General features: G+C 68.4%; 16 protein-coding genes. 11 read left to right on the plus strand and 5 right to left on the minus strand.

Annotation, left to right across the window (positions count from 1 at the left end; translation table 11 throughout):
- Nucleotides 1-112: 112 nt before the first annotated feature.
- From OG245_RS29070 to OG245_RS29090, 5 genes are all read left to right on the plus strand, one after another.
- Entirely contained in the window at nt 113-847 is a 735-nt protein-coding gene (locus OG245_RS29070) for an ABC transporter ATP-binding protein (RefSeq protein WP_371626336.1), read from the plus strand.
- Between the two features lie 180 nt (nt 848-1,027).
- Nucleotides 1,028-3,571, plus strand: a complete 2,544-nt coding sequence (locus OG245_RS29075) for a DUF4118 domain-containing protein (protein WP_371626337.1) — start codon at nt 1,028-1,030, stop codon at nt 3,569-3,571.
- A 127-nt stretch (nt 3,572-3,698) separates the two neighbouring features.
- Nucleotides 3,699-4,394, plus strand: coding sequence for a response regulator (locus OG245_RS29080; RefSeq protein ID WP_371626338.1), 696 nt, complete (start codon nt 3,699-3,701; stop codon nt 4,392-4,394).
- Between the two features lie 75 nt (nt 4,395-4,469).
- Nucleotides 4,470-4,895: an OB-fold nucleic acid binding domain-containing protein gene (locus OG245_RS29085; protein ID WP_176739446.1), complete on the plus strand. Its 426-nt coding sequence runs from the start codon at nt 4,470-4,472 to the stop codon at nt 4,893-4,895.
- A gap of 3 nt (nt 4,896-4,898) precedes the next feature.
- Nucleotides 4,899-5,690, plus strand: coding sequence for a DUF3159 domain-containing protein (locus OG245_RS29090; protein WP_371626339.1), 792 nt, complete (start codon nt 4,899-4,901; stop codon nt 5,688-5,690).
- 79 nt (nt 5,691-5,769) lie between these two features.
- Here OG245_RS29090 and OG245_RS29095 read toward each other — a convergent pair whose 3' ends face one another.
- Both OG245_RS29095 and OG245_RS29100 read right to left on the minus strand, forming a co-directional pair.
- On the minus strand, nt 5,770-6,447 hold the full coding sequence (locus OG245_RS29095) for a TrkA family potassium uptake protein (RefSeq protein WP_371626340.1): 678 nt from the start codon (nt 6,445-6,447) through the stop codon (nt 5,770-5,772).
- The gene (locus OG245_RS29100) at nt 6,447-7,115 is read right to left on the minus strand and encodes a TrkA family potassium uptake protein (protein ID WP_007454533.1); all 669 of its coding nucleotides are present in this window, start codon (nt 7,113-7,115) and stop codon (nt 6,447-6,449) included. Before OG245_RS29100 ends, OG245_RS29095 begins: the two co-directional genes overlap by 1 nt.
- Before the next feature lie 322 nt (nt 7,116-7,437).
- Between OG245_RS29100 and OG245_RS29105 the strand changes: the two genes are divergently transcribed.
- A complete protein-coding gene (locus OG245_RS29105; RefSeq protein ID WP_371626341.1) occupies nt 7,438-9,483 on the plus strand; it encodes an APC family permease in 2,046 nt (681 codons plus the stop codon).
- Between the two features lie 177 nt (nt 9,484-9,660).
- On the plus strand, nt 9,661-10,989 hold the full coding sequence (locus OG245_RS29110; protein ID WP_371626342.1) for a class I SAM-dependent RNA methyltransferase: 1,329 nt from the start codon (nt 9,661-9,663) through the stop codon (nt 10,987-10,989).
- Nucleotides 10,990-11,521: 532 nt separating this feature from the next.
- On the opposite strand, the gene OG245_RS29115 is transcribed toward OG245_RS29110, so the two are convergent.
- Entirely contained in the window at nt 11,522-12,418 is an 897-nt protein-coding gene (locus OG245_RS29115; protein ID WP_371626343.1) for a DMT family transporter, read from the minus strand.
- A gap of 92 nt (nt 12,419-12,510) precedes the next feature.
- Here OG245_RS29115 and OG245_RS29120 point away from each other — a divergent pair, with 92 nt between their 5' ends.
- Both OG245_RS29120 and OG245_RS29125 read left to right on the plus strand, forming a co-directional pair.
- A complete protein-coding gene (locus OG245_RS29120) occupies nt 12,511-13,110 on the plus strand; it encodes a TetR/AcrR family transcriptional regulator (RefSeq protein ID WP_371626344.1) in 600 nt (199 codons plus the stop codon).
- Nucleotides 13,111-13,149: 39 nt separating this feature from the next.
- A protein-coding gene (locus tag OG245_RS29125) for an IS5 family transposase (protein WP_371626345.1) occupies nt 13,150-13,964 on the plus strand; the annotation gives its coding sequence in 2 pieces (ribosomal slippage) (nt 13,150-13,492 and nt 13,492-13,964; 816 coding nt in all).
- Nucleotides 13,965-14,241: 277 nt separating this feature from the next.
- Here the strand turns inward: OG245_RS29125 and OG245_RS29130 are convergent.
- Complete coding sequence (locus OG245_RS29130) at nt 14,242-15,255, minus strand: phosphotransferase family protein (RefSeq protein WP_371626346.1); 1,014 nt, start codon at nt 15,253-15,255, stop codon at nt 14,242-14,244.
- A gap of 125 nt (nt 15,256-15,380) precedes the next feature.
- Here OG245_RS29130 and OG245_RS29135 point away from each other — a divergent pair, with 125 nt between their 5' ends.
- Nucleotides 15,381-16,754, plus strand: a complete 1,374-nt coding sequence (locus OG245_RS29135) for a cytochrome P450 (RefSeq protein ID WP_371626347.1) — start codon at nt 15,381-15,383, stop codon at nt 16,752-16,754.
- A gap of 48 nt (nt 16,755-16,802) precedes the next feature.
- Entirely contained in the window at nt 16,803-18,380 is a 1,578-nt protein-coding gene (locus tag OG245_RS29140) for a hydantoinase/oxoprolinase N-terminal domain-containing protein (RefSeq protein WP_371626348.1), read from the plus strand.
- Nucleotides 18,381-18,579: 199 nt separating this feature from the next.
- Here OG245_RS29140 and OG245_RS29145 read toward each other — a convergent pair whose 3' ends face one another.
- Nucleotides 18,580-19,713: a DUF917 domain-containing protein gene (locus OG245_RS29145; protein WP_371626349.1), complete on the minus strand. Its 1,134-nt coding sequence runs from the start codon at nt 19,711-19,713 to the stop codon at nt 18,580-18,582.
- Nucleotides 19,714-20,101: the final 388 nt, after the last annotated feature.

The raw sequence follows: 20,101 nt of genomic DNA on the forward strand, positions 1-20,101 counted from the left end.
TCGCGGGTGCGGCCCACCGGCCATTGCCCGGCCGTGGGCCGCACGCACATACTGGCGGGCGACGGCGCAGGCCACGTGATGGACGCGGGCCACGTGATGACGGGGGAGCAGCATGACCGAGAGCACCAGCGGGCAGTCCGGCACGGCCCTGGCCGAGGACCCGTCCCGCACGGTCATGGTCACCGTCGAGGACCTGCACCGCTCGTACGGGAGCGGAGCGGCCGCCGTGCACGCGCTGCGCGGGGTCTCGTTCGAGATCCCCCGCGGTGAGCTGGTCGCCCTCAAGGGCCGCTCCGGCTCCGGCAAGACCACCCTGCTCAACCTGGTCGGCGGCCTCGACACCCCGGACGACGGCCGGATCACCGTCGACGGCACCGAGTTGGCGGGGCTCGGCGAGAAGGGGCTCCTGGAGCTGCGCCGGGACCGGGTCGGCTTCATCTTCCAGTCCTTCGGACTCATTCCGATCCTGACCGCAGCCGAGAACGTCGGCGTACCCCTGCGGCTGCGGAAGGCCGATCCGGCCGAGCGCGACGAGCGGGTCGCCCTGCTGCTCTCCCTCGTCGGCCTCGCCGACCACGCCGAACAGCGCCCCGGCGAGCTCTCCGGCGGCCAGCAGCAGCGCGTCGCCATCGCCCGCGCCCTCGCCAACCGACCCGCCCTCCTGATCGCCGACGAGCCCACCGGACAGCTCGACGCCGAGACCGGGCTCGCCGTGATGGAACTGCTCCGCGCGGTCGTCCGCTCCGAGAACGTCACCGCCCTCGTCGCCACCCACGACCCCCAGCTGCTGGGCCTCGCCGACCGGGTCCTGGAGCTGAGCGACGGCCACATCGTCGAACACGGCTGACGTTCCCGCACCGCCCCCGCACCCGCGCCGACACGCATCAGAGTTCCGTCAATACGCTCCCCGCCTGCACTCCCGGGACCGAACCACCGCCCCGGGCGGAGTAGCGTCGAGGACGGCAGCCGCACCGGGCGCCACCGGCCCCCGACACGACAGGGCCGGACGGAAGAAGACAATGGGGCCATGGGACGCGGCACACTCCGGATCTACCTGGGCGCGGCACCGGGCGTCGGCAAGACGTACGCGATGCTCTCGGAGGCGCATCGCAGGGTCGAACGCGGAACCGACTGCGTCGTGGCCTTCGTGGAGCACCACGACCGGCCGCGGACCGAGGTCATGCTGCACGGGCTGGAGCTGTTGCCGCGCCGGGAGCTGGAGTACCGGGGCTCGGTGTTCACGGAGATGGACGTGGACGCGGTGCTGGAGCGCGCCCCGGCCGTGGCCCTGGTGGACGAGCTGGCCCACACGAACGTGCCCGGTTCGCGCAACGCCAAGCGCTGGCAGGACGTCGAGGAGCTGCTCAGGGCCGGGATCGACGTCATATCGACGGTCAACATCCAGCACCTGGAGTCGCTGGGCGACGTGGTGGAGTCGATCACCGGGGTCCGGCAGGGCGAGACCGTCCCCGACGAGGTGGTCCGCCGGGCCGACCAGATCGAGCTGGTCGACATGTCGCCCCAGGCGCTGCGCCGCCGGATGGCGCACGGGAACATCTACCAGCCCGACAAGATGGACGCGGCCCTCTCGAACTACTTCCGTCCCGGCAACCTCACCGCCCTGCGCGAGCTGGCCCTGCTCTGGGTCGCCGACCGGGTCGACGAGTACCTCCAGCAGTACCGGGGCGAGCACAACATCCGCACCACCTGGCAGGCCCGCGAACGCATCGTCGTCGGACTGACCGGCGGACCCGAGGGCCGCACCCTCATCCGCCGCGCCTCCCGGATGGCGGCCAAGGGCTCCGGCAGCGAGATCCTCGCCGTCTACATCGCCCGCAGCGACGGCCTGACCTCCGCGTCCCCGAAGGAGCTGGCCGTCCAGCGCACCCTGGTCGAGGACCTCGGCGGCAGCTTCCACCACGTCATCGGCGACGACATACCGGCCGCCCTGCTGGAGTTCGCCCGCGGCGTCAACTCCACCCAGATCGTCCTGGGCTCCAGCCGCCGCAAGACCTGGCAGTACATCTACGGCCCCGGGGTCGGCGCGACCGTCGCCCGCGAGTCGGGGCCCGACCTCGACGTGCACATCGTGACCCACGAGGAGGTCGCCAAGGGCCGCGGTCTGCCCATGGCCCGCGGCGCCCGGCTCGGCCGCGCCCGGATCATCTGGGGCTGGCTCGTCGGCGTCGTCGGACCCGTCCTGCTCGCGGTGGTGCTGCGCTCCATGGAGGACGCCCCCGGCCTCGCCAACGACGTCCTGCTCTTCCTCTTCCTGACGGTGGCCGCCGCCCTGCTCGGCGGACTGCGGCCCGCGCTCGCCTCGGCGGCCGTCGGCTCCATGCTGCTGAACTACTGGTTCACCCCGCCCACCCACACCCTGACCGTCCAGGACCCGGAGAACCTCGTCGCCATCGTGATCTTCTTCGCGGTGGCGGTGGCGGTCTCCTCCGTGGTCGATCTGGCGGCCCGGCGCACCCATCAGGCGGCCCGGCTGCGCGCCGAGTCGGAGATCCTCTCCTTCCTCGCGGGCAGCGTCCTGCGCGGCGAGACCGCCCTGGACGCCCTGCTGGAGAGGGTCCGCGAGACCTTCGCCATGGAGTCCGTCGCCCTGCTGGAGCGCAGCAGCGACGTCGAGCCGTGGACCTGCGCCGGATCCGTCGGGCCGGCCCCGGTCACCCGCCCCGACGACGCCGACGTGGACATGCCGGTCGGCGACAACATGGCCCTCGCGCTGTCCGGCCGGGTGCTGCCCGCCGAGGACCGCCGGGTGCTCGGCGCCTTCGCCGCCCAGGCCGCCGTCGTCCTGGACCGCCAGCGCCTGGTCGGGGAGGCCGAGCAGGCCCGCAGGCTCGCCGAGGGCAACCGGATCAGGACCGCCCTGCTCGCCGCCGTCAGCCACGACCTGCGCACCCCGCTGGCCTCCATCAAGGCGGCCGTCAGCTCGCTGCGCTCCGACGACGTGGCCTGGTCCGAGGAGGACGAGGCGGAGCTCCTCGAAGGCATCGAGGACGGCGCCGACCGGCTGGACCACCTGGTCGGCAACCTGCTGGACATGTCCCGCCTCCAGACCGGCACCGTGACCCCGCTGATCCGCGAGATCGACCTCGACGAGGTGGTCCCGATGGCGCTCGGCGGCGTCCCGGAGGGCAGCGTCGACCTCGACATCCCCGAGACGCTGCCGATGGTCGCCGTCGACCCGGGACTCCTGGAGCGGGTCGTCGCCAACATCGTGGAGAACGCCGTGAAGTACAACCCCGGCCAGGAGCCCGTCGCCGTGGCCGCCAGCGCCCTCGGCGGCCGGGTCGAGCTGCGGGTCGTGGACCGCGGCCGGGGCGTCCCCGACGAGGCCAAGGAACGGATCTTCGAGCCCTTCCAGCGGTACGGGGACGCCCCGCGCGGAGCCGGAGTGGGCCTCGGTCTCGCCGTCTCCCGGGGCTTCGCCGAGGCCATGGGCGGCACCCTCGACGCCGAGGACACCCCGGGCGGCGGGCTGACCATGGTCCTGACCCTCACCGCGGCGCCGGGCGGCGTCCGGGCGGAGGCCGAGTTGCCGGCCCGGGCCACCTCATGACCCGTCCCCGAGGCCCGGGACGCCCCCGGGCGTACGCCACCCGTCCCCGGGCGCTCCCCTCCGCCTCGCCCTCCCCGTACAGCACAGCTCTTCCCTCCTCCCCGTGCAGCAGAAAGGCAGGTCCACGATGACCAGGGTGCTTGTGGTCGACGACGAGCCGCAGATCGTCCGCGCCCTCGTGATCAACCTGAAGGCGCGCCAGTACGAGGTCGACGCCGCGCCCGACGGGGCGACCGCCCTCCAGCTCGCCGCCGCCCGCCACCCCGACGTGGTCCTCCTCGACCTCGGGCTGCCCGACATGGACGGGGTCGAGGTGATCAGGGGCCTGCGCGGCTGGACCCGCGTGCCCATCCTCGTACTCTCCGCGCGCCACACCTCCGACGAGAAGGTGGAGGCCCTGGACGCCGGGGCGGACGACTACGTCACCAAGCCGTTCGGCATGGACGAGCTGCTGGCCCGGCTGCGCGCCTCGGTACGCCGGGCGGAACCGGTCGGTCAGGAGGGCGGCGCCGAGGACATCGCGCTGGTCGAGACGGCGGGCTTCACCGTCGACCTGGCGGCGAAGAAGGTGCACCGCTCCGGGCGCGACGTACGGCTCACCCCCACGGAATGGCATCTGCTGGAGGTCCTCGTCCGCAACAGCGGCCGTCTGGTCAGCCAGAAGCAGCTCCTCCAGGAGGTCTGGGGCCCCTCCTACGGCACCGAGACCAACTACCTGCGGGTCTACATGGCCCAGCTGCGCCGCAAGCTGGAGGCGGACCCCTCGCACCCCCGGCACTTCGTCACCGAACCGGGTATGGGCTACCGCTTCGAGCGCGACTGACGGGCGCCGGGTCATCCTTTCGAGTGGTCGTCCGGGGCCTCGGTGTACCGCCCGTGGGACCGGTACCCTTCGGGTATGAGTGCTGTTCCCCGATCCGAGAAAGCCGGGAAGGCCGGGAAGGCGGCGCGACCTTCCGGGCGCTTCCGCCGTATGCTCGACCGGCTCTCCAGCTCCCAGGAGGACCTGGAGTCCCAGGAGCTGCAGGAGGACGCGCAGGCCACCGGGTGCACCCGGATCTCCGAGTGCTCCGATCGGCAGATCGTGAAGGTGGCTGGTACGTTGCGGACCGTCACCCTCCGTCCCCGGGCCGGAGTGCCCGCCCTGGAGGCGGAGCTCTTCGACGGCACCGAGCCGCTGGACGTGGTCTGGCTCGGCCGTCGCTCCATCGTCGGTATCGAGCCCGGCCGCAGGATCATCGCCTCGGGGCGGGTCGCCATGAGCCATGGCCGCCGGGTGCTGTTCAACCCCACATACGAACTCCGACCGCTCGCCAAGGAGTAGCCGGTGACGTCTCTCGACAAGCCGACGTCCGAAACGGACCAGCCCCACCGTACGGCCCCGCAGCACGCCGGCGGGAGGCACGCCGCCCAGCAGGACGACGAGACGAAGGCCGTCACCGAGGCCGCCCTCTTCGAGGCCTTCGGCGGTGTGCGCGGCATGGTGGAGACAGTCCTCCCCGGGCTGCTCTTCGTCACGATCTTCACCGTCAACAAGAACCTGAACGCCTCGGCCATCGCGGCCCTGGCGGTGTCCCTGGCCCTCGTCGCCGTCCGGCTGATCCGCCGGGACACCGTCAAACACGCCTTCAGCGGCGTCTTCGGAGTGGCCTTCGGTGTCGTCTTCGCGAAGATGACGGGCGACGCCAAGGACTTCTACCTGCCGGGCATGCTCTACACCCTGGGCCTCGCGGTCGCCTACATCGGCACCGCGGTGGCCGGGGTGCCGCTGATCGGCCTGATCCTCGGCCCGGTCTTCAAGGAGAACCTCTCCTGGCGGACCCGTAACCCGGGACGGAAGAAGGCGTACACCAAGGCCAGCTACGCCTGGGGCTTCATCCTGCTGGCCAAGTGCGCGATCCTCTTCCCGCTCTACTGGTGGGCCGACACCACCGAGTTCGGCTGGGTCCTCATCGCGCTGAAGATCCCGCCGTTCCTGCTGGCGGTCTATCTGACCTGGGTCTTCCTCGCGAAGGCGCCGGCGCCCATCGACGTGTTCGCCGAGATGGAGGCCGAGGAACAGGCCGAGAAGGAGCGCAAGGCGCAGGCCGCCGCGGCGCTCCGCGACCCGGACGCCTGACCCGTACATCCTGCTGCCGGACGGGGAAGGGGCCCGGAACCGCTCAGCGGTTCCGGGCCCCTTCCCCCGTCTCTGCCGGTCAGTCCTCCGACGGATCGCGGCGGACCGACAACAGGTCCTCCAACTGCTCCTCGCGCGCCTGGGCGGCCACGAACAGCAGCTCGTCACCGGCCTCCAGGGTCTCCTCGGGGCCCGGCGTCAGCACCCGCGTCCCCCGGATGATCGTCACCAGCGAGGTGTCCTCGGGCCAGGCGACGTCCCCGACCCGGGTACCGGCCAGCGCCGACTCCGGTGGCAGCGTCAGCTCCACCAGGTTGGCGTCGCCGTGGCTGAAGCGCAGCAGCCGGACCAGATCGCCGACGCTCACCGCCTCCTCGACCAGGGCCGACATCAGACGCGGCGTCGAGACGGCGACGTCCACGCCCCAGGACTCGTTGAACAGCCACTCGTTCTTCGGGTTGTTCACCCGCGCCACCACGCGCGGCACGCCGTACTCGGTCTTGGCGAGCAGCGAGACGACCAGATTGACCTTGTCGTCCCCGGTCGCGGCGATGACCACGTTGCACCGCTGCAGCGCGGCCTCGTCCAGCGAGGTGATCTCACAGGCGTCCGCGAGCAGCCACTCGGCCATCGGCACCCGCTCCACCGAGATGGCGGTCGGCGCCTTGTCGATCAGCAGCACCTCGTGCCCGTTCTCCAGCAGCTCGGCTGCGATGGAACGGCCCACCGCGCCCGCCCCGGCAATCGACACACGCATCAGTGACCGTCCTCCTCGGGACCCTGGGCGAAGGCCTCTTCGACCTTGGCGATCTCGTCCGTACGCATCATCACGTGGACCAGGTCGCCCTCCTGGAGGACGGTCTGCGAGCTGGGCAGTATGGCCTCGCCCAACCGGGTGAGGAAGGCGACACGGACCCCCGTCTCCTCCTGGAGCGTGCTGATCTTGTGGCCGATCCAGGACGGCGTCGTGTGCACCTCGGCGAGCTGCACACCTCCGCTCGGATCGCGCCACAGGGGCTCGGCGCCCGAAGGCAGCAGCCGCCGCAGCATCTGGTCCGCCGTCCAGCGGACCGTCGCCACGGTGGGGATGCCGAGGCGCTGGTAGACCTCGGCGCGCCGGGGGTCGTAGATCCGCGCCGCGACGTTCTCGATGGAGAACATCTCGCGGGCCACCCGGGCCGCGATGATGTTCGAGTTGTCGCCGCTGCTGACCGCGGCGAACGCCCCGGCGTCCTCGATCCCCGCCTCGCGGAGGGTGTCCTGGTCGAAGCCGACCCCGGTGACCCGGCGACCGCCGAATCCGGACCCGAGGCGACGGAACGCCGTGGGGTCCTGGTCGATCACCGCGACGGTGTGCCCCTGCTGTTCCAGGGTCTGTGCGAGAGCGGCTCCGACGCGCCCGCAGCCCATGATGACGATGTGCACTGTGCGCCTACCCCGCCGTCCTGGTCATCCGGCTGACCTGCGAAAACACGCTGCTCACACTTCTCTCTCAGCTTGCTGGGCAAACAACGGGACACACACCCGCGGCGCGGCCCGAGGTCGAGCTTAAGCGCCGGAGAAGGCGATCCCTCATCCGAGTGTCCGCATCCTCGCGCACTCCGGCAAAGGGAAAGCAAAATAGGCCGAACGAGTGCAAGGATTCCGTTAAAGAATGGTGAGGCGTTCTCCGCCGACCGCAGGAGATTGCGGGGCCACGTCGAAAGGGCGTGCGTTTCGGCCACGGGCTCCGCTTACGATCCTCAGCGTGTCCAAACTGACCGACCTGCCCAAACGGATCCTGATCGGCCGGGCGTTGCGCAGCGACAAGCTCGGGGAGACCCTCCTCCCCAAGCGCATCGCACTCCCCGTCTTCGCGTCCGACCCGTTGTCCTCGGTGGCGTACGCGCCGGGAGAAGTCCTCCTCGTGCTGTCCATCGCGGGGGTGTCGGCGTACCACTTCAGCCCCTGGATCGCCGTCGCGGTCGTCGTCCTCATGTTCACGGTCGTCGCCTCCTACCGGCAGAACGTCCGCGCGTACCCGAGCGGCGGCGGCGACTACGAGGTCGCGACCACCAACCTCGGCCCCAAGTCCGGACTGACCGTCGCCAGCGCCCTGCTCGTCGACTACGTCCTCACCGTCGCCGTCTCGATCTCCTCCGGCGTCGAGAACCTCGGCTCCGCGATCCCGTTCGTCATCGAGCACAAGACGCTCTGCGCCGTCGGCGCCATCGTCCTGCTCACCCTGATGAACCTGCGAGGCGTCAAGGAGTCCGGGAAGCTCTTCGCCATCCCCACCTACCTCTTCGTGGCCGGCGTCTTCCTCATGATCCTGTGGGGCGCTTTCCGGGGAGTGATCCTCGGCGACACGATGCACGCGCCCACCTCCGAACTGGAGATCAAGCCCGAACACGAGGGGCTGGCCGGCTTCGCCCTCGTCTTCCTCCTCCTGCGGGCCTTCTCCTCCGGCTGCGCCGCCCTCACCGGGGTCGAGGCGATCAGCAACGGGGTGCCCGCCTTCCGGAAGCCGAAGAGCAGGAACGCCGCGACCACGCTCGCCATGATGGGCCTGCTCGCCGTCACCATGTTCTGCGGCATCATCGGCCTGGCCCTGGCCACCGACGTCAAGATGGCCGAGAACCCGGCGGTCGACCTGATCCGCGACGGCGTCCCGGTCGGCGCGGACTACACCCAGGACCCGGTCATCGCCCAGGTCGCCGAGGCGGTCTTCGGCCACGGTTCCTTCCTCTTCATGGTCCTCGCCGCAGCCACCGCCCTGGTCCTCTTCCTCGCCGCGAACACCGCGTACAACGGTTTCCCGCTGCTCGGCTCGATCCTCGCCCAGGACCGCTACCTGCCGCGCCAACTGCACACGCGCGGCGACCGCCTCGCGTTCTCCAACGGCATCGTGCTGCTGGCGGGCGCCGCGATCCTGCTCGTCGGGGTCTACGGCGCCGACTCCACGCGGCTGATCCAGCTCTACATCGTCGGGGTGTTCGTCTCCTTCACCCTCAGCCAGACCGGCATGGTGCGGCACTGGAACCGTCTGCTGACCGACGAACGGGACCAGGCCAAGCGCCGCCACATGCTCCGCTCCCGCGCCATCAACGCCTTCGGCGCCTTCTTCTGCGGCATGGTCCTGGTGATCGTCCTCGCCACCAAGTTCACCCACGGCGCCTGGGTGGCCCTGCTCGGCATGGTCATCTTCTACGGCACGATGACCGCGATCCGGAAGCACTACGACCGGGTCGCCGCCGAGATCGCCGCCGACGACGCGCCGGACGAGAGCGCGCGCCCCTCCCGCGTCCACGCCATCGTCCTCGTCTCCAAGCTCCACCGCCCCACGCTCCGCGCCCTCGCCTACGCCCAGCTGATCCGCGCCGACCACCTGGAGGCGCTCTCCATCAGCGTCGACCCGGACGAGACGAAGGCGCTGCGCGAGGACTGGGAACGACGCGCCGTCAACGTCCCCCTCAAGATCCTCGACTCGCCCTACCGGGAGGTGACCCGCCCGGTCATCGAGTACGTGAAGGGCCTGCGCCGCCAGAGTCCGCGGGACGTGGTCAGCGTCTACATCCCCGAATACGTGGTCGGCCACTGGTACGAGCACCTGCTGCACAACCAGAGCGCCCTGCGCCTCAAGGGCCGACTGCTCTTCACCCCGGGCGTCATGGTCACCTCCGTCCCCTACCAGCTCCAGTCCTCCGAGGCGGCGAGGAAACGGGCCCGCAAGCGCGCCGACTGGAGCGCCCCGGGCTCGGTCCGCCGGGGCCCGGTGGAGCGGAGGCACAAGGAGCCGAACCGCAAGGGGTGAGACCGGCCGGGGTGAACTCCGGCCGGCGACGTGCGGTCGCCAGGAGTCCGGCCGGCTGGCGCGGGGCGGCGGGGGCCGGGCGTGGTCAGCACCCTGACCACGCCCGCGTAGACTGGTGGGCTGTCGTCCGGCCGCGGGCCCGACCGTTTGCCCCCTTTCTCCCTGGAGCCTCCCCTCATGCAGAACGAACCCACGTCGTCGCTGGTCGGGGAGGAGTACGAGGTCGAGGTCGGGCCCGTCGCACACGGCGGTCACTGCATCGCCCGCACCGACGGGAACCAGGTCCTCTTCGTACGCCACACGCTCCCCGGCGAGAAGATCATCGCCAGGGTCACCGACGGCGACACGGACTCCCGCTTCCTGCGGGCCGACGCCGTACGGATCATCGAGCCGTCCAAGGACCGCGTCGAGGCCCCCTGCCCGTACGCCGGCCCCGGTATGTGCGGCGGCTGCGACTGGCAGCACGCCAAGCCGGGCGCGCAGCGCCGCCTCAAGGGCGAGGTCATCGCCGAGCAGCTCCTGCGCCTGGCGGGCCTGACCCCCGAGGAGGCCGGCTGGGACGGCACGGTCATGCCGGCCGAGGGCGACAAGCTTCCCGCGGGCGAGGTGCCGGCCTGGCGCACCCGTGTCCAGTACGCCGTCGACGCCGACGGCCGCGCGGGCCTGCGCAAGCACCGCTCGCACGACGTCCAGCCGATCGACCGCTGCCTGATCGCCGCGCCGGGCGTCTCGGAGCTCGGCGTCGAGAAGCGCGAGTGGCCCCAGATCGCCGCGGTGGAGGCCATCACCGCCACCGGCTCGAACGACCGCCAGGTCATCCTCACCCCGAAGCCCGGCGGCCGGCTCCCCCTGGTCGAGCTCGACCAGCCGGTCTCCGTGCTCCGCGTCGAGGAGAAGGACGGCGGCGTCCACCGCGTCCACGGCCGCGCCTTCGTCCGCGAGCGCGCCGACGACCGCACCTACCGCGTCGGCTCCGGCGGCTTCTGGCAGGTCCACCCGCAGGCGGCCAACACCCTGGTCCGCGCGGTCATGCAGGGCCTGCTGCCCCGCAAGAACGACACGGCCCTCGACCTCTACTGCGGCGTCGGCCTGTTCGCCGGAGCCATCGGCCAGCGCCTCGGCGAGAAGGGCGCGGTCCTCGGCATCGAGTCCGGCAAGCGCGCGGTCGAGGACGCCCGCCACAACCTGAAGGACCTGGACCGGGTCCGCATCGAACACGGCAAGGTCGACCAGGTCCTGCCCCGCACCGGCATCACGGAGTGCGACCTGATCGTCCTGGACCCGCCGCGCGCGGGCGCCGGCAAGCAGGTCGTCAAGCACCTGTCGGGGCTGGGCGCACGCAAGATCGCCTACGTGGCCTGCGACCCGGCGGCGCTGGCACGGGACCTGGCGTACTTCCGGGACGGGGGGTACAAGGTGCGGACGCTGCGGGCGTTCGATCTGTTCCCGATGACGCATCATGTCGAGTGCGTCGCGATCCTTGAGCCTGCCGCAAAGGGTGTCTGACCTGCCGTTTCGCCGAGTGTGCGTAATGTGCGCTGTGGGCGTTACGGGCGATATCTTGACGCATGAGCGACGCACGTGACGCACGTTTGACGCACGTCCTGATGGGGTGTCAGGAGATCGTGGATATCCCTGATGGAACGTCAGGTGCGGTGGGAGCTCGGTCTTTGCCGTGTCTTTCGCGGCGGATTCGGTACAGCGGGTTGGCCTCAGGTGAGAGGGCTACGGTGGAGTCGCTCGCCACCGGCCGACGTCAGCGCGTCGTGTCGTGGTCGAATTCTGCTTCAGTCTATGAATTCCATCACTTCGGTGAACTGGGCTATATAGAGCCCTTATTGGAAAAGCTGGGTCGCTTGGCGCTCCGTGATGGGCGCCTTCCATAGAAGGATGCGGTGCGGCAGCGCTCCCCGGGCAGCGCTGCCGCACCGCCTGGGGGCCGTACCTAAGACCTTGTCCTACATGGCAGTTCGTCGGTCCTATTGGCAGAAGGAGCGCTGTCTGCGGGGTGCGGCCAATGCCCCTTTTCGTTTCCGAGTTACGGGTGGTCTGTGCTGCTCGGCATCGGCGAAACCGGGAGCCTTTCAGCACGCCAGGTCGCCATGGCGCCGGCTGACACGATCAGTCCCATGCCGACGAGCACCGGTGCGGAAAGACTCTCGGCGAGGGCGAGGGTACCGATCAGCGCGCCCATCACCGGGTCGAGGGAGAACAGCGTCGCGACCACCCTGGCGCCGGCCATCTTCACGGCCCGGAAATCCAGGGTGAAGGCGAGCGCCACCCCGACGACGCCGGAGACGGCGACCAGGCCCCAGTCGGATCCGCTGACGCTTGGGACGGCGGGCAAGGAGAAGGGGAGGAGCAGCAGCGCCGAGATGCCGACCGACATGGCCAGTCCCTCCAATCCGGAGGACGTCCTGCCCACGCGCTGCGCGAAGAGAGTGTAGCAGGCAAGGGCCAGCGCGGAGAGCAGCCCGAAGGCGATTCCTGCCCACGCGACTGTCCCGCCGGGCTCCGTGACCAGGACCACGCCCACCAGACCGACGGCAGGCAGAAGCGCTTCGCGCCAAGCGCGCGCCGAGGCGACCGCCACGACGAACGGTCCGAGGAACAGCAGTGTCGCCGCCACGCCGAGTGGGAGGTGGCCCACCGCGCCGTAGTAGGCCACGTTCATGACGGCCATCGAAGCGCCGTAGACGACCATGCCGGCCCAGTCCTGCCGCGTGTGGCCACGGACCCTCGGACGCACCAGCACCATCAGGACGAGAGCAGCGCAGAGCTGCCGCAGCCCGGCGACGGCGGGAGCGCCCAGCCGATCGAAGAGTGTCGAGGCGAGTGCTGCCGAGGCTTGCACGCTCAGGCAACTGACGAGGACCAGGCCCGCACCCAGGAACGCTCGGGTGCGGGCAGGTCCCTCGCCAATCAGGTCGTTCATGTGCGCACCTCCGGTCTGAGGCGGAAGGGACCCGACCCTCCCGGTATCACTGAAACGACCGTTTCACTGTAACGCTCGTTATGCTGGGGTGCATGGACCAGGACACCGCCGCGGCCATGGCCAGACCGTCCGCCAGGGACCGCTTGCTGGACGCAGCCGACGAGCTCTTCTCCCGGGACGGCATCGCCCGCACCAGCGTCGACCAGGTGCTGCACCACGCCCACGTCGCCCCCGCCACGCTCTACGCGCACTTCGGGGGAAAGGACGGCCTGATCGCAGCCGCGCTGCAACGGCGTCTGGACCGCTGGGAACAGGTATGGCAGGAAGCCGCGGACGCCGCGCCCACACCCGCCGAGAAGCTCCTGGCCCTGTTCGACGCCGTCGCCGCCTACCGAAACCTGTACACCCCGGGCCGCGGGTGCGCCTTCCTCGCGACCAGCACGGAACTGCCCGACCTCGACCACCCCGCCCGCGCCGTGATCGAGGCGGAGTCCACGCTCCTCCTCACACGGCTGAACCAGCTGGCGGACACCGTCACCACCGAGGACCCCGCCGCCCTGGCGGGCAACGTACTGCTCGCATACGACGGAGCCATGGCCGGCCTCCAACGAGGACGGACGCCGGACCCCCTCGGCCACGGCAAGACGCTGGCGAGATGCCTGATCCAGAACGCGATCCAGACCGAGCATTAAGACCGTGCCCTACATGCCGAGTTGGCGGTTGGGCTGGTCATGGGAAATGGACGGTGGGGATGGATCGTTCCGGACGGACTGTGGGAGATAGCACGGCCGTTGCTGCCGCCGGCCCGAGTCCGTCCGCAGGGCGGTGGAGTCGCGAACATCGATGACGAGGCAGTCTTCGCGGCGATCATCTATGTGCTGGTCAGCGGGTGTGCTTGGCGGGCCTTACCGCCGTGCTTCGGCGCTTCGAAGTCGACCGTGCACCGCCGGTTCGTCATCTGGTCGAGAGCCGGGGTGTGGGGCCGACTGCACCAGAAGATCCTCCAGCTCCTGGACGAACAGAACTTGGTCGACCTGTCCCGGGCAGTCCTGGACTCCGCGCACGTCCGGGCTAAAAAGGGGGCGAACTTACAGGTCCGAGCCCCGTGGACCGGGGTAAGCCGGGTTCCAAGATGCACGTCCTGTCCGACGCGGACGGACTGCCCCTACGCGTCGGGCTCTCCGCGGCCAACACCCACGACAGCCAGGCACTGAAGCCGATGGTGTCCCATTTCCACATGGGACACGAATCCCACGCGAGCGAATCGAAGCCCCGCCGCCTCCACGCCGACAAGGCGTACGACATCCCTCACCTGAGGCGATGGCTCTGGGGCAAGCACATCGGAGTCCGTATCGCCCGCAAAGGTATCGACTCCAGCGAGCGGCTCGGCCGACGCAGATGGGTGATCGAACGGACGATGTCGTGGCTGACTGGTTACCGCCGACTCAACCACCGCTACGAGCGGAAACCAGGCAACTACCTGGCCTTCCTCGGCCTCGCCGCCGCACTCTGCTGCTACAAACGATTCCTCAAACTGACCATGTAGGACACGGTCTTAACGTCGTCGCATTCGGAGGCTCGGCTCCAACCGGCCTGATGTCCACGCCCGGATGGGGCGGGCTCTCCTGGCAGTCGACACCTTGCCATGCCCCGTGCGGGGATGGGCGCTGGGAGACCTGGCCTCTCGTCACCCACCACCGCTCCAAGCCAGGGGTCGCTGTTGGAGATCTGAGGTAGGGGAGATCTGGAACTCCGGCAGTGGGAGGGTGGAAGGGGCCTCTGAGTACGGTGCTGTGATGGAGCTCCCATGCCGGGAGTCGCATTCACTCCCCCTGGATCGATCCGCTCTCAAATTCAGCGAGCACCTTCAGGGAAGCGGCCAGCGCGGGCTCGGCTAGCGTTCTCAAGCCCCTTCTCTCCTGTGGGGTTGCTTCTGGGTGTGAAGCTTCGATCAGCAGAACAAGGCTGAGCTGGCATTGGTACACGGCGTAACGCGTGCGGCCGAAGAGGTCGAAGTTCCGTGAGCCATTCTCCGCTTGATAACCCACCCAGAACGGGTCGGTGTCAGATAGCTCGCCGAGGAGCGCCAGGGAGGCGAAGTCGGCTAACGGGTCGCCCCAAAGCATGCGCTCACCGTCGATGAGGCCGGTGATCCGACGGCTGCCGGGTCTGCCAGCGATTATGACGTTCCCTTTACGAAGGTCCATGTGTACGAGCCGCGGCATTTCGACATGGTCAAGTGCCGGTGCAGCCGCGTTAAGGAGGCGCCGTAGTCTGCCGATTGGAACAGGCCCTGTAGCGGCGTGTTGTTCGGCAAGTGCGAGGGTTTCCTGCAGAACACGGCCGTAGCTGTGTCGCCAGCCTCCCCTGGACGGGAGCATTGCCTCAGCAGGGTGACCGAATCCCGGTCCGGTGACGCTGTGGAGGTAGGCCGTCAGCTGTCCGAGGTCTCTGCGCAGACGTTCCTCCTCTGTGGGGGAGACGGTATCCGTGTTTTGGTCCCAACTTGAGCCCGGGCAGGCGGTCGTGATCAGGAACGGTCCATCGCGTCGGCCTGCGGGGGCGAAGTGCACGAGGCGCGCGGTCGGCACCACCCCCGCCGCAGACTTGTAGAAAGCCGCCTCGGCTGCCAGGGAGCAACGCAGGGGGTCCAACACGTGCGCGTCGGCAGGCTCCCTGGGAAATTTTAGGATGAATGCGTCCCTGTTGGTGAGCGTCACGCGTAAGACGATGTTGGAAGTGCCACCCGACAAGCGATGCCAGCCGATGATATGACCGGGCTGGAAGCCTGCCGCTTCCAACCGTCGCAGGACCGCTTCGCTCTGCGTGGACACCATGCCTACCTACTTTCGAGTGCGGTGTTACCCATTCGCTGGTTACGTTCCGCAGCCGCGTACTACCTTCTGTAGCCGACAGTATCTGATGGACGGATCGGTGAGATGCGGTGTTAGAGAACATGCCAGTGGCAGTACAGAAGGGTGCTTCCCTGCCCGTGCCTTGGGCCTTCGGGAAGCGGGCGCTGCTCCGGAACTTGCTGCTGTTCGGCCACGACGTGCTTTCCGCCTGCGACGAGGTTCGCGACAGCGGCCCCGTGGTCAAAGTCGTCGTCGGTTCTGGGATCCACTACGTGGTCAACGACGGTGCTCTTGTACGGGAGATCCTGATCGATCGCGGGGGAGCTTTCAGCAGGCAGCGCGAATCGGAGGCCCTCCGCGCCACCATCGGTGACGTGCTGTTCACCCTCGACGGAGAGGCGCATCGTCGTCGACGGCGGGTAATGCATCCCTCGTTCTCGATGGCCGCAGTGCGCTCCGACGATGCGGCCGTCGCGACGCTCGTGGACGGGTTCACCGATCGCTGGCGGTCCGGGGAACGGATCGATCTCCATGCCGAGATGAGGCGCCTCTCTGTCGAGGTGACGTTGCGCGTCCTCCTGCGCTGCCCGGTTGACGAGACGATCGCCGTGTCGCTGGCCGCTGACATTCCCATTCTCACCCAGAGCATTGCCGCGCGCTCCGCAGCATCCGGCTGGCGCCGCGCGACACACGGCTCGCACCGTCATCGATCAGCCCGACGTGCTGCTCAACGCGTCCACGCCACGGTTGGTTCGCTCCTAGAGCTGCGCGGTGCGTTGGAAGGAAGTGACGTCGTCAGCCGTATGCGGACGACTGCGGCCTTCGTGGACGGTCCCCCCGTTCTCTCCTCCGTCCAGGTGGTCGAAGAGGTCGTGAACTTCCTGGTCGCCGGGACCGAGCCGACGGCGACCATCCTGACCTGGGCCCTGCATGAACTGTCGCAGAACCCGCGGACTGAGCGGGCGGTACAGCAGGAGGCGGACAGCGTCCTGTCCGGGGGCCGCCTCGCTCCGGGTCTCGGCAGCCAACTGCAGACCGCCTTCGGCGTGGTCAAGGAAACACTCCGGTGTTACCCGCCTCCGACACTGCCCAGAGAAGTAGGACGCGATGCGGTGATCGGCGGGTATTGGTTTCCAGCAGGCACGCGCATCCTTCTGAACCTGCACGCGCTGCACCACGATCCAGAGCGATATCAGCACCCGACCATGTTCGACGAGACGAGATGGCTGCACGGTGAGGCCCTTCGTGCAGGTCCCGATGCCTATCTGCCCTTCGGAGCCGGCGCCCACCGCTGTGTCGGCGCCTCCTTCGCGGAGATGATCGCGGCCGTCTCCCTGGCAGCTATCAGCAGGAGGTACGTCCTGCGTACCTGCCAATCCGGAGGACCGGTTGATGCAGAAAGCAGTTCAATGACCGTCCCGCAAGGGCTGATGGTTATACCGCTACCACGGATCAATGGAAACAAAGCTTCCGGCGGATGAAGAGCCGAAATCCAGGATTCCGAACCAACCTAAGTATTGGGGAGTTTCATGGCTGTTGTAGGGGTGGACGTCGGCGGTACGCACACGGATGCCGTGGTGATGTCTGAGGAGGCTGTCCGATCTGCAGCCAAGAGAAGGACCACCACGGACATCACCACCGGAATCGTTGAGGCTGTGCGGGCAGCGCTTCAGGACGCCGGAACAGACCCTCTCGATGTCCAGGCGCTGATGATCGGAACGACGCATTTCACCAACGCGGTGGTGGAGCGCCGGGGACTGGAGCAGGTGGCTGTGCTACGGCTAGGTCTTCCAGCAACCCGTGCCCTTCCCCCGTTGAGTGGGTGGCCAGAGGAGCTACGCCACGCGGTGTCCGGGCAGGTGTACATGTGCCATGGAGGCAGCGAGTTCGACGGTCGCTGTATCAGCCCGCTTGACGAGGGCGAAATCCGGGCAGCTGCTGACGATCTGGCGGGCAGGGGCATTCGCTCGGTCGCTGTGACGTCCGTGTTCTCCCCGGCGAATGACGAATTCGAGCAGCGTGTAGCAGAAATCGTCACTGCGCGGGTGCCCGAAGCTCGGATCAGTCTTTCCTCCCAGATTGGTGGGCTCGGCCTCCTTCCCCGGGAGAACGCCACTGTACTTAATGCTTGTCTGCACGAACTTGCCGCCGACATCAGCCGGGCCATGAGAGAAGCGCTGAGTGTCATGGGGGTCGACGCACCGTTCTACCTTTCGCAGAATGACGGCACGCTGATGAGCCTCGATCGTGCCGCCCGATACCCCGTGATGACGTTTTCATCAGGTCCGACCAACTCGATGCGCGGAGCCGCGTTCCTGTCGGGAGTCAGGGATTGCGCAGTTGTCGACATCGGAGGCACGACGTCGGACATCGGCGTCTTGGCGGGAGGCTTTCCCCGACTCGCACCGCTTGAGTCGGATATCGGTGGGGTGCGCACCAACTTCCGTATGCCGGACGTTGTGTCGATCGGTGTCGGCGGGGGCAGCGAGGTGCGGTATGAGGGCCAGCGGGTCCGCGTGGGACCGCGGAGCGTAGGACACGAGTTGGTCACGCGATCCAGGATCTTCGGCGGGACGACGCTCACCGCGACTGATCTGGCTGTTATCGGAGGTCAAGGCGACCTGGGCGACCCGGGCAGCGTCAAAGGGGTCACCCAGGAAATGGTTCGGGAGGGACTCTCCGAGATCCGCAGGTTGATCGAAGATGCTGTTGACCGTATGGCCGGCGACCGTCCGGACCTACCTACGCTGGTGGTGGGCGGTGGGAGCATTCTGCTACCGGAAAACCTGCCCGGCGCGCGACGTCCCCCGCACTATGCGGTGGCGAACGCGGTCGGTGCCTCCATTGCACAGGCGAGCGGCGAAGTCGACCGAGTCGTGTCTAACGACGGCCCTGGGGGAAGGGAGCGCCAGATGCAGCGGGCCAAGGAGGAGGCTGCGGAGAAGGCGGTGATCGCTGGTGCACGGCCGGAGACGGTCACGATCACGGAGATTGACGAGATTCCACTGACCTATCTCCCTGGCCGAGTGACCCGGGTCCGCGTCAGGGCAGTTGGCACGCTGGCGCTGCGAAGCATGAGCCGGGACGCCACACGGCTTACGGGTTAGCTGGTCCCAGGGCCTCCTGCCGACGCGCTGACGGATGGCCCTCGCGTCGGCTCCCGGCTGGGCGACGCGCCAAGCACCGACCGACTCGGAGCGCGCCCCTCCCGCGTTACCCTTGCCGAGCCGGCGGATCCGCTGCCTCGTAGACAAATTTGCCTGATCAGCCCTACTCGGCGGGCCCGCTACCCAGCATCGCTCGCGTTCAGTGGTTTGTCAGTGGACTAAAAGTGCAGTCGTAGCCGAAGTGCTGCGGTCCCACCAGTGCCAATCCTTCCGCTGAGGTCCAGCGAGGGTCGCAGTGTGCCACGATCACCGTCACCCTCAGTCCGTAACGCAATACGTCTGCGGGTACCGGCTCGCCGGTTTCTGTCTCCAGCACACAGATGAGGTTCGGCGTGGTGGCGACCGGGGCACCGGCCTGACGCGCCAGCAAGTACTCGTTCTGGAAATCAACGACGAGTTTGTCGGTCTGACTGTGCCCGGCCTCCTTTCGACGGTGGTTGGGCACTCCCTCGATCACGGCGTGTCCTTGGACAAAGCCGCCGGTGAGTTCCCGGTCCACATCCAGGACCCGTCCGTGAAAGAGACGAGTTGCGCCCAACTTGGTGCACAGAGATTCGATCGGATCGCGATGCTCTTCACGGCTTCGGCGGACCGTAGCTCCGACCTGTTGGGCAAGAGTCAGGGTGCCCCGTACCGCGACGCATCCCAGGTCGGCACCGGCGATCACCGGAAGGGCGATCACCGCAGTACCCCCCATGGCCACGGCGACGACACGAGCGATGCGTTCGCTCCAATCCGAGTCAACTGCCTCGATGGTCACGACGTTGCCCTTGTCGTCTGCCAGAACGACCGGGCTCAGGGTGCGGCCCGCCAAGGTGGTCAGTACCATCGGCAACTCGGGGAAGGCCCTGCCCATCAAGTCGGCGTCCACCAAAGGCAGCCCCATCTCTACCGCAGGCGCGATCGGCGTGGTGGCGTTCACTCCACCCACTTCAACGGCCATCAGATGGGTTACCGATCGGCCGGCTTCGATTCCGGCTCGTGTGATCGCGCGATGCACCTCGTCACCCGCGAGGAGCCGCTCCTGGAACACCGTCGGTGCTCCCATAACGGCGAGCGGCAGGATGACCGCCTCGGCGGGCACCGATTCGACATCGACTAGTTGAGCATCTCCGTGATCGGTCAGAGCACGCTCGGCGATGAGCTGTCCCATGTAGGGGTTGCCACCCCCTCCCGATCCCAGGATCGCGGCGCCGCGGGCCAGGTCGGCCATATCGTCCGCAGCCAGCGCTCGGGCTGCCACGGGTGCCGCTGCGGTCTGCTCGGTACTCACATTCCACCTCTGGTCGTCGTTCCACTCGCCCAGTCCCCCGTTCGGGGGAGAGGGCAGACAATCGCTTCTCACCCACTTGATGGTCACCTATGGTGCATGGGCGGTTACTTCAAGTACAACACGGCTTATATGGCGGAGGTCTGACATTCACCGCACGAAAAGGCTTGCCCCCTACAACTTCGCTGATCGGAGGGAGGGCTCAGGTCTGCCGGTGGCGACGCTGAGCCCTGGACGCGCTAGCGGACTGCCGCTGCTACGGCGGCACAACCTTCCGTTACTCGCCACGGCACAGCCCCTCAAAGGGGTTTCGGGCGCACACTGTCTGCCTGTCCTGACAGCGGATGAGCGACCGCAGGCCGGCATGCCGGAGTTCCGTGCCAGGGCTCGT

It is taken from the genome of Streptomyces sp. NBC_01116, assembly GCF_041435495.1.
Classification (GTDB): domain Bacteria; phylum Actinomycetota; class Actinomycetes; order Streptomycetales; family Streptomycetaceae; genus Streptomyces.

What these genes read in the sequence shown, in the direction of transcription:
- OG245_RS29095 (WP_371626340.1), bottom strand. Translation starts at nt 6,447, where the DNA reads ATGCGTGTGTCGATTGCCGGGGCGGGCGCGGTGGGCCGTTCCATCGCA.
- OG245_RS29075 (WP_371626337.1), top strand. Translation starts at nt 1,028, where the DNA reads ATGGGACGCGGCACACTCCGGATCTACCTGGGCGCGGCACCGGGCGTC.
- OG245_RS29140 (WP_371626348.1), top strand. Translation starts at nt 16,803, where the DNA reads ATGGCTGTTGTAGGGGTGGACGTCGGCGGTACGCACACGGATGCCGTG.
- OG245_RS29110 (WP_371626342.1), top strand. Translation starts at nt 9,661, where the DNA reads ATGCAGAACGAACCCACGTCGTCGCTGGTCGGGGAGGAGTACGAGGTC.
- OG245_RS29070 (WP_371626336.1), top strand. Translation starts at nt 113, where the DNA reads ATGACCGAGAGCACCAGCGGGCAGTCCGGCACGGCCCTGGCCGAGGAC.
- OG245_RS29115 (WP_371626343.1), bottom strand. Translation starts at nt 12,418, where the DNA reads ATGAACGACCTGATTGGCGAGGGACCTGCCCGCACCCGAGCGTTCCTG.
- OG245_RS29085 (WP_176739446.1), top strand. Translation starts at nt 4,470, where the DNA reads ATGAGTGCTGTTCCCCGATCCGAGAAAGCCGGGAAGGCCGGGAAGGCG.
- OG245_RS29080 (WP_371626338.1), top strand. Translation starts at nt 3,699, where the DNA reads ATGACCAGGGTGCTTGTGGTCGACGACGAGCCGCAGATCGTCCGCGCC.
- OG245_RS29120 (WP_371626344.1), top strand. Translation starts at nt 12,511, where the DNA reads ATGGACCAGGACACCGCCGCGGCCATGGCCAGACCGTCCGCCAGGGAC.
- OG245_RS29130 (WP_371626346.1), bottom strand. Translation starts at nt 15,255, where the DNA reads ATGGTGTCCACGCAGAGCGAAGCGGTCCTGCGACGGTTGGAAGCGGCA.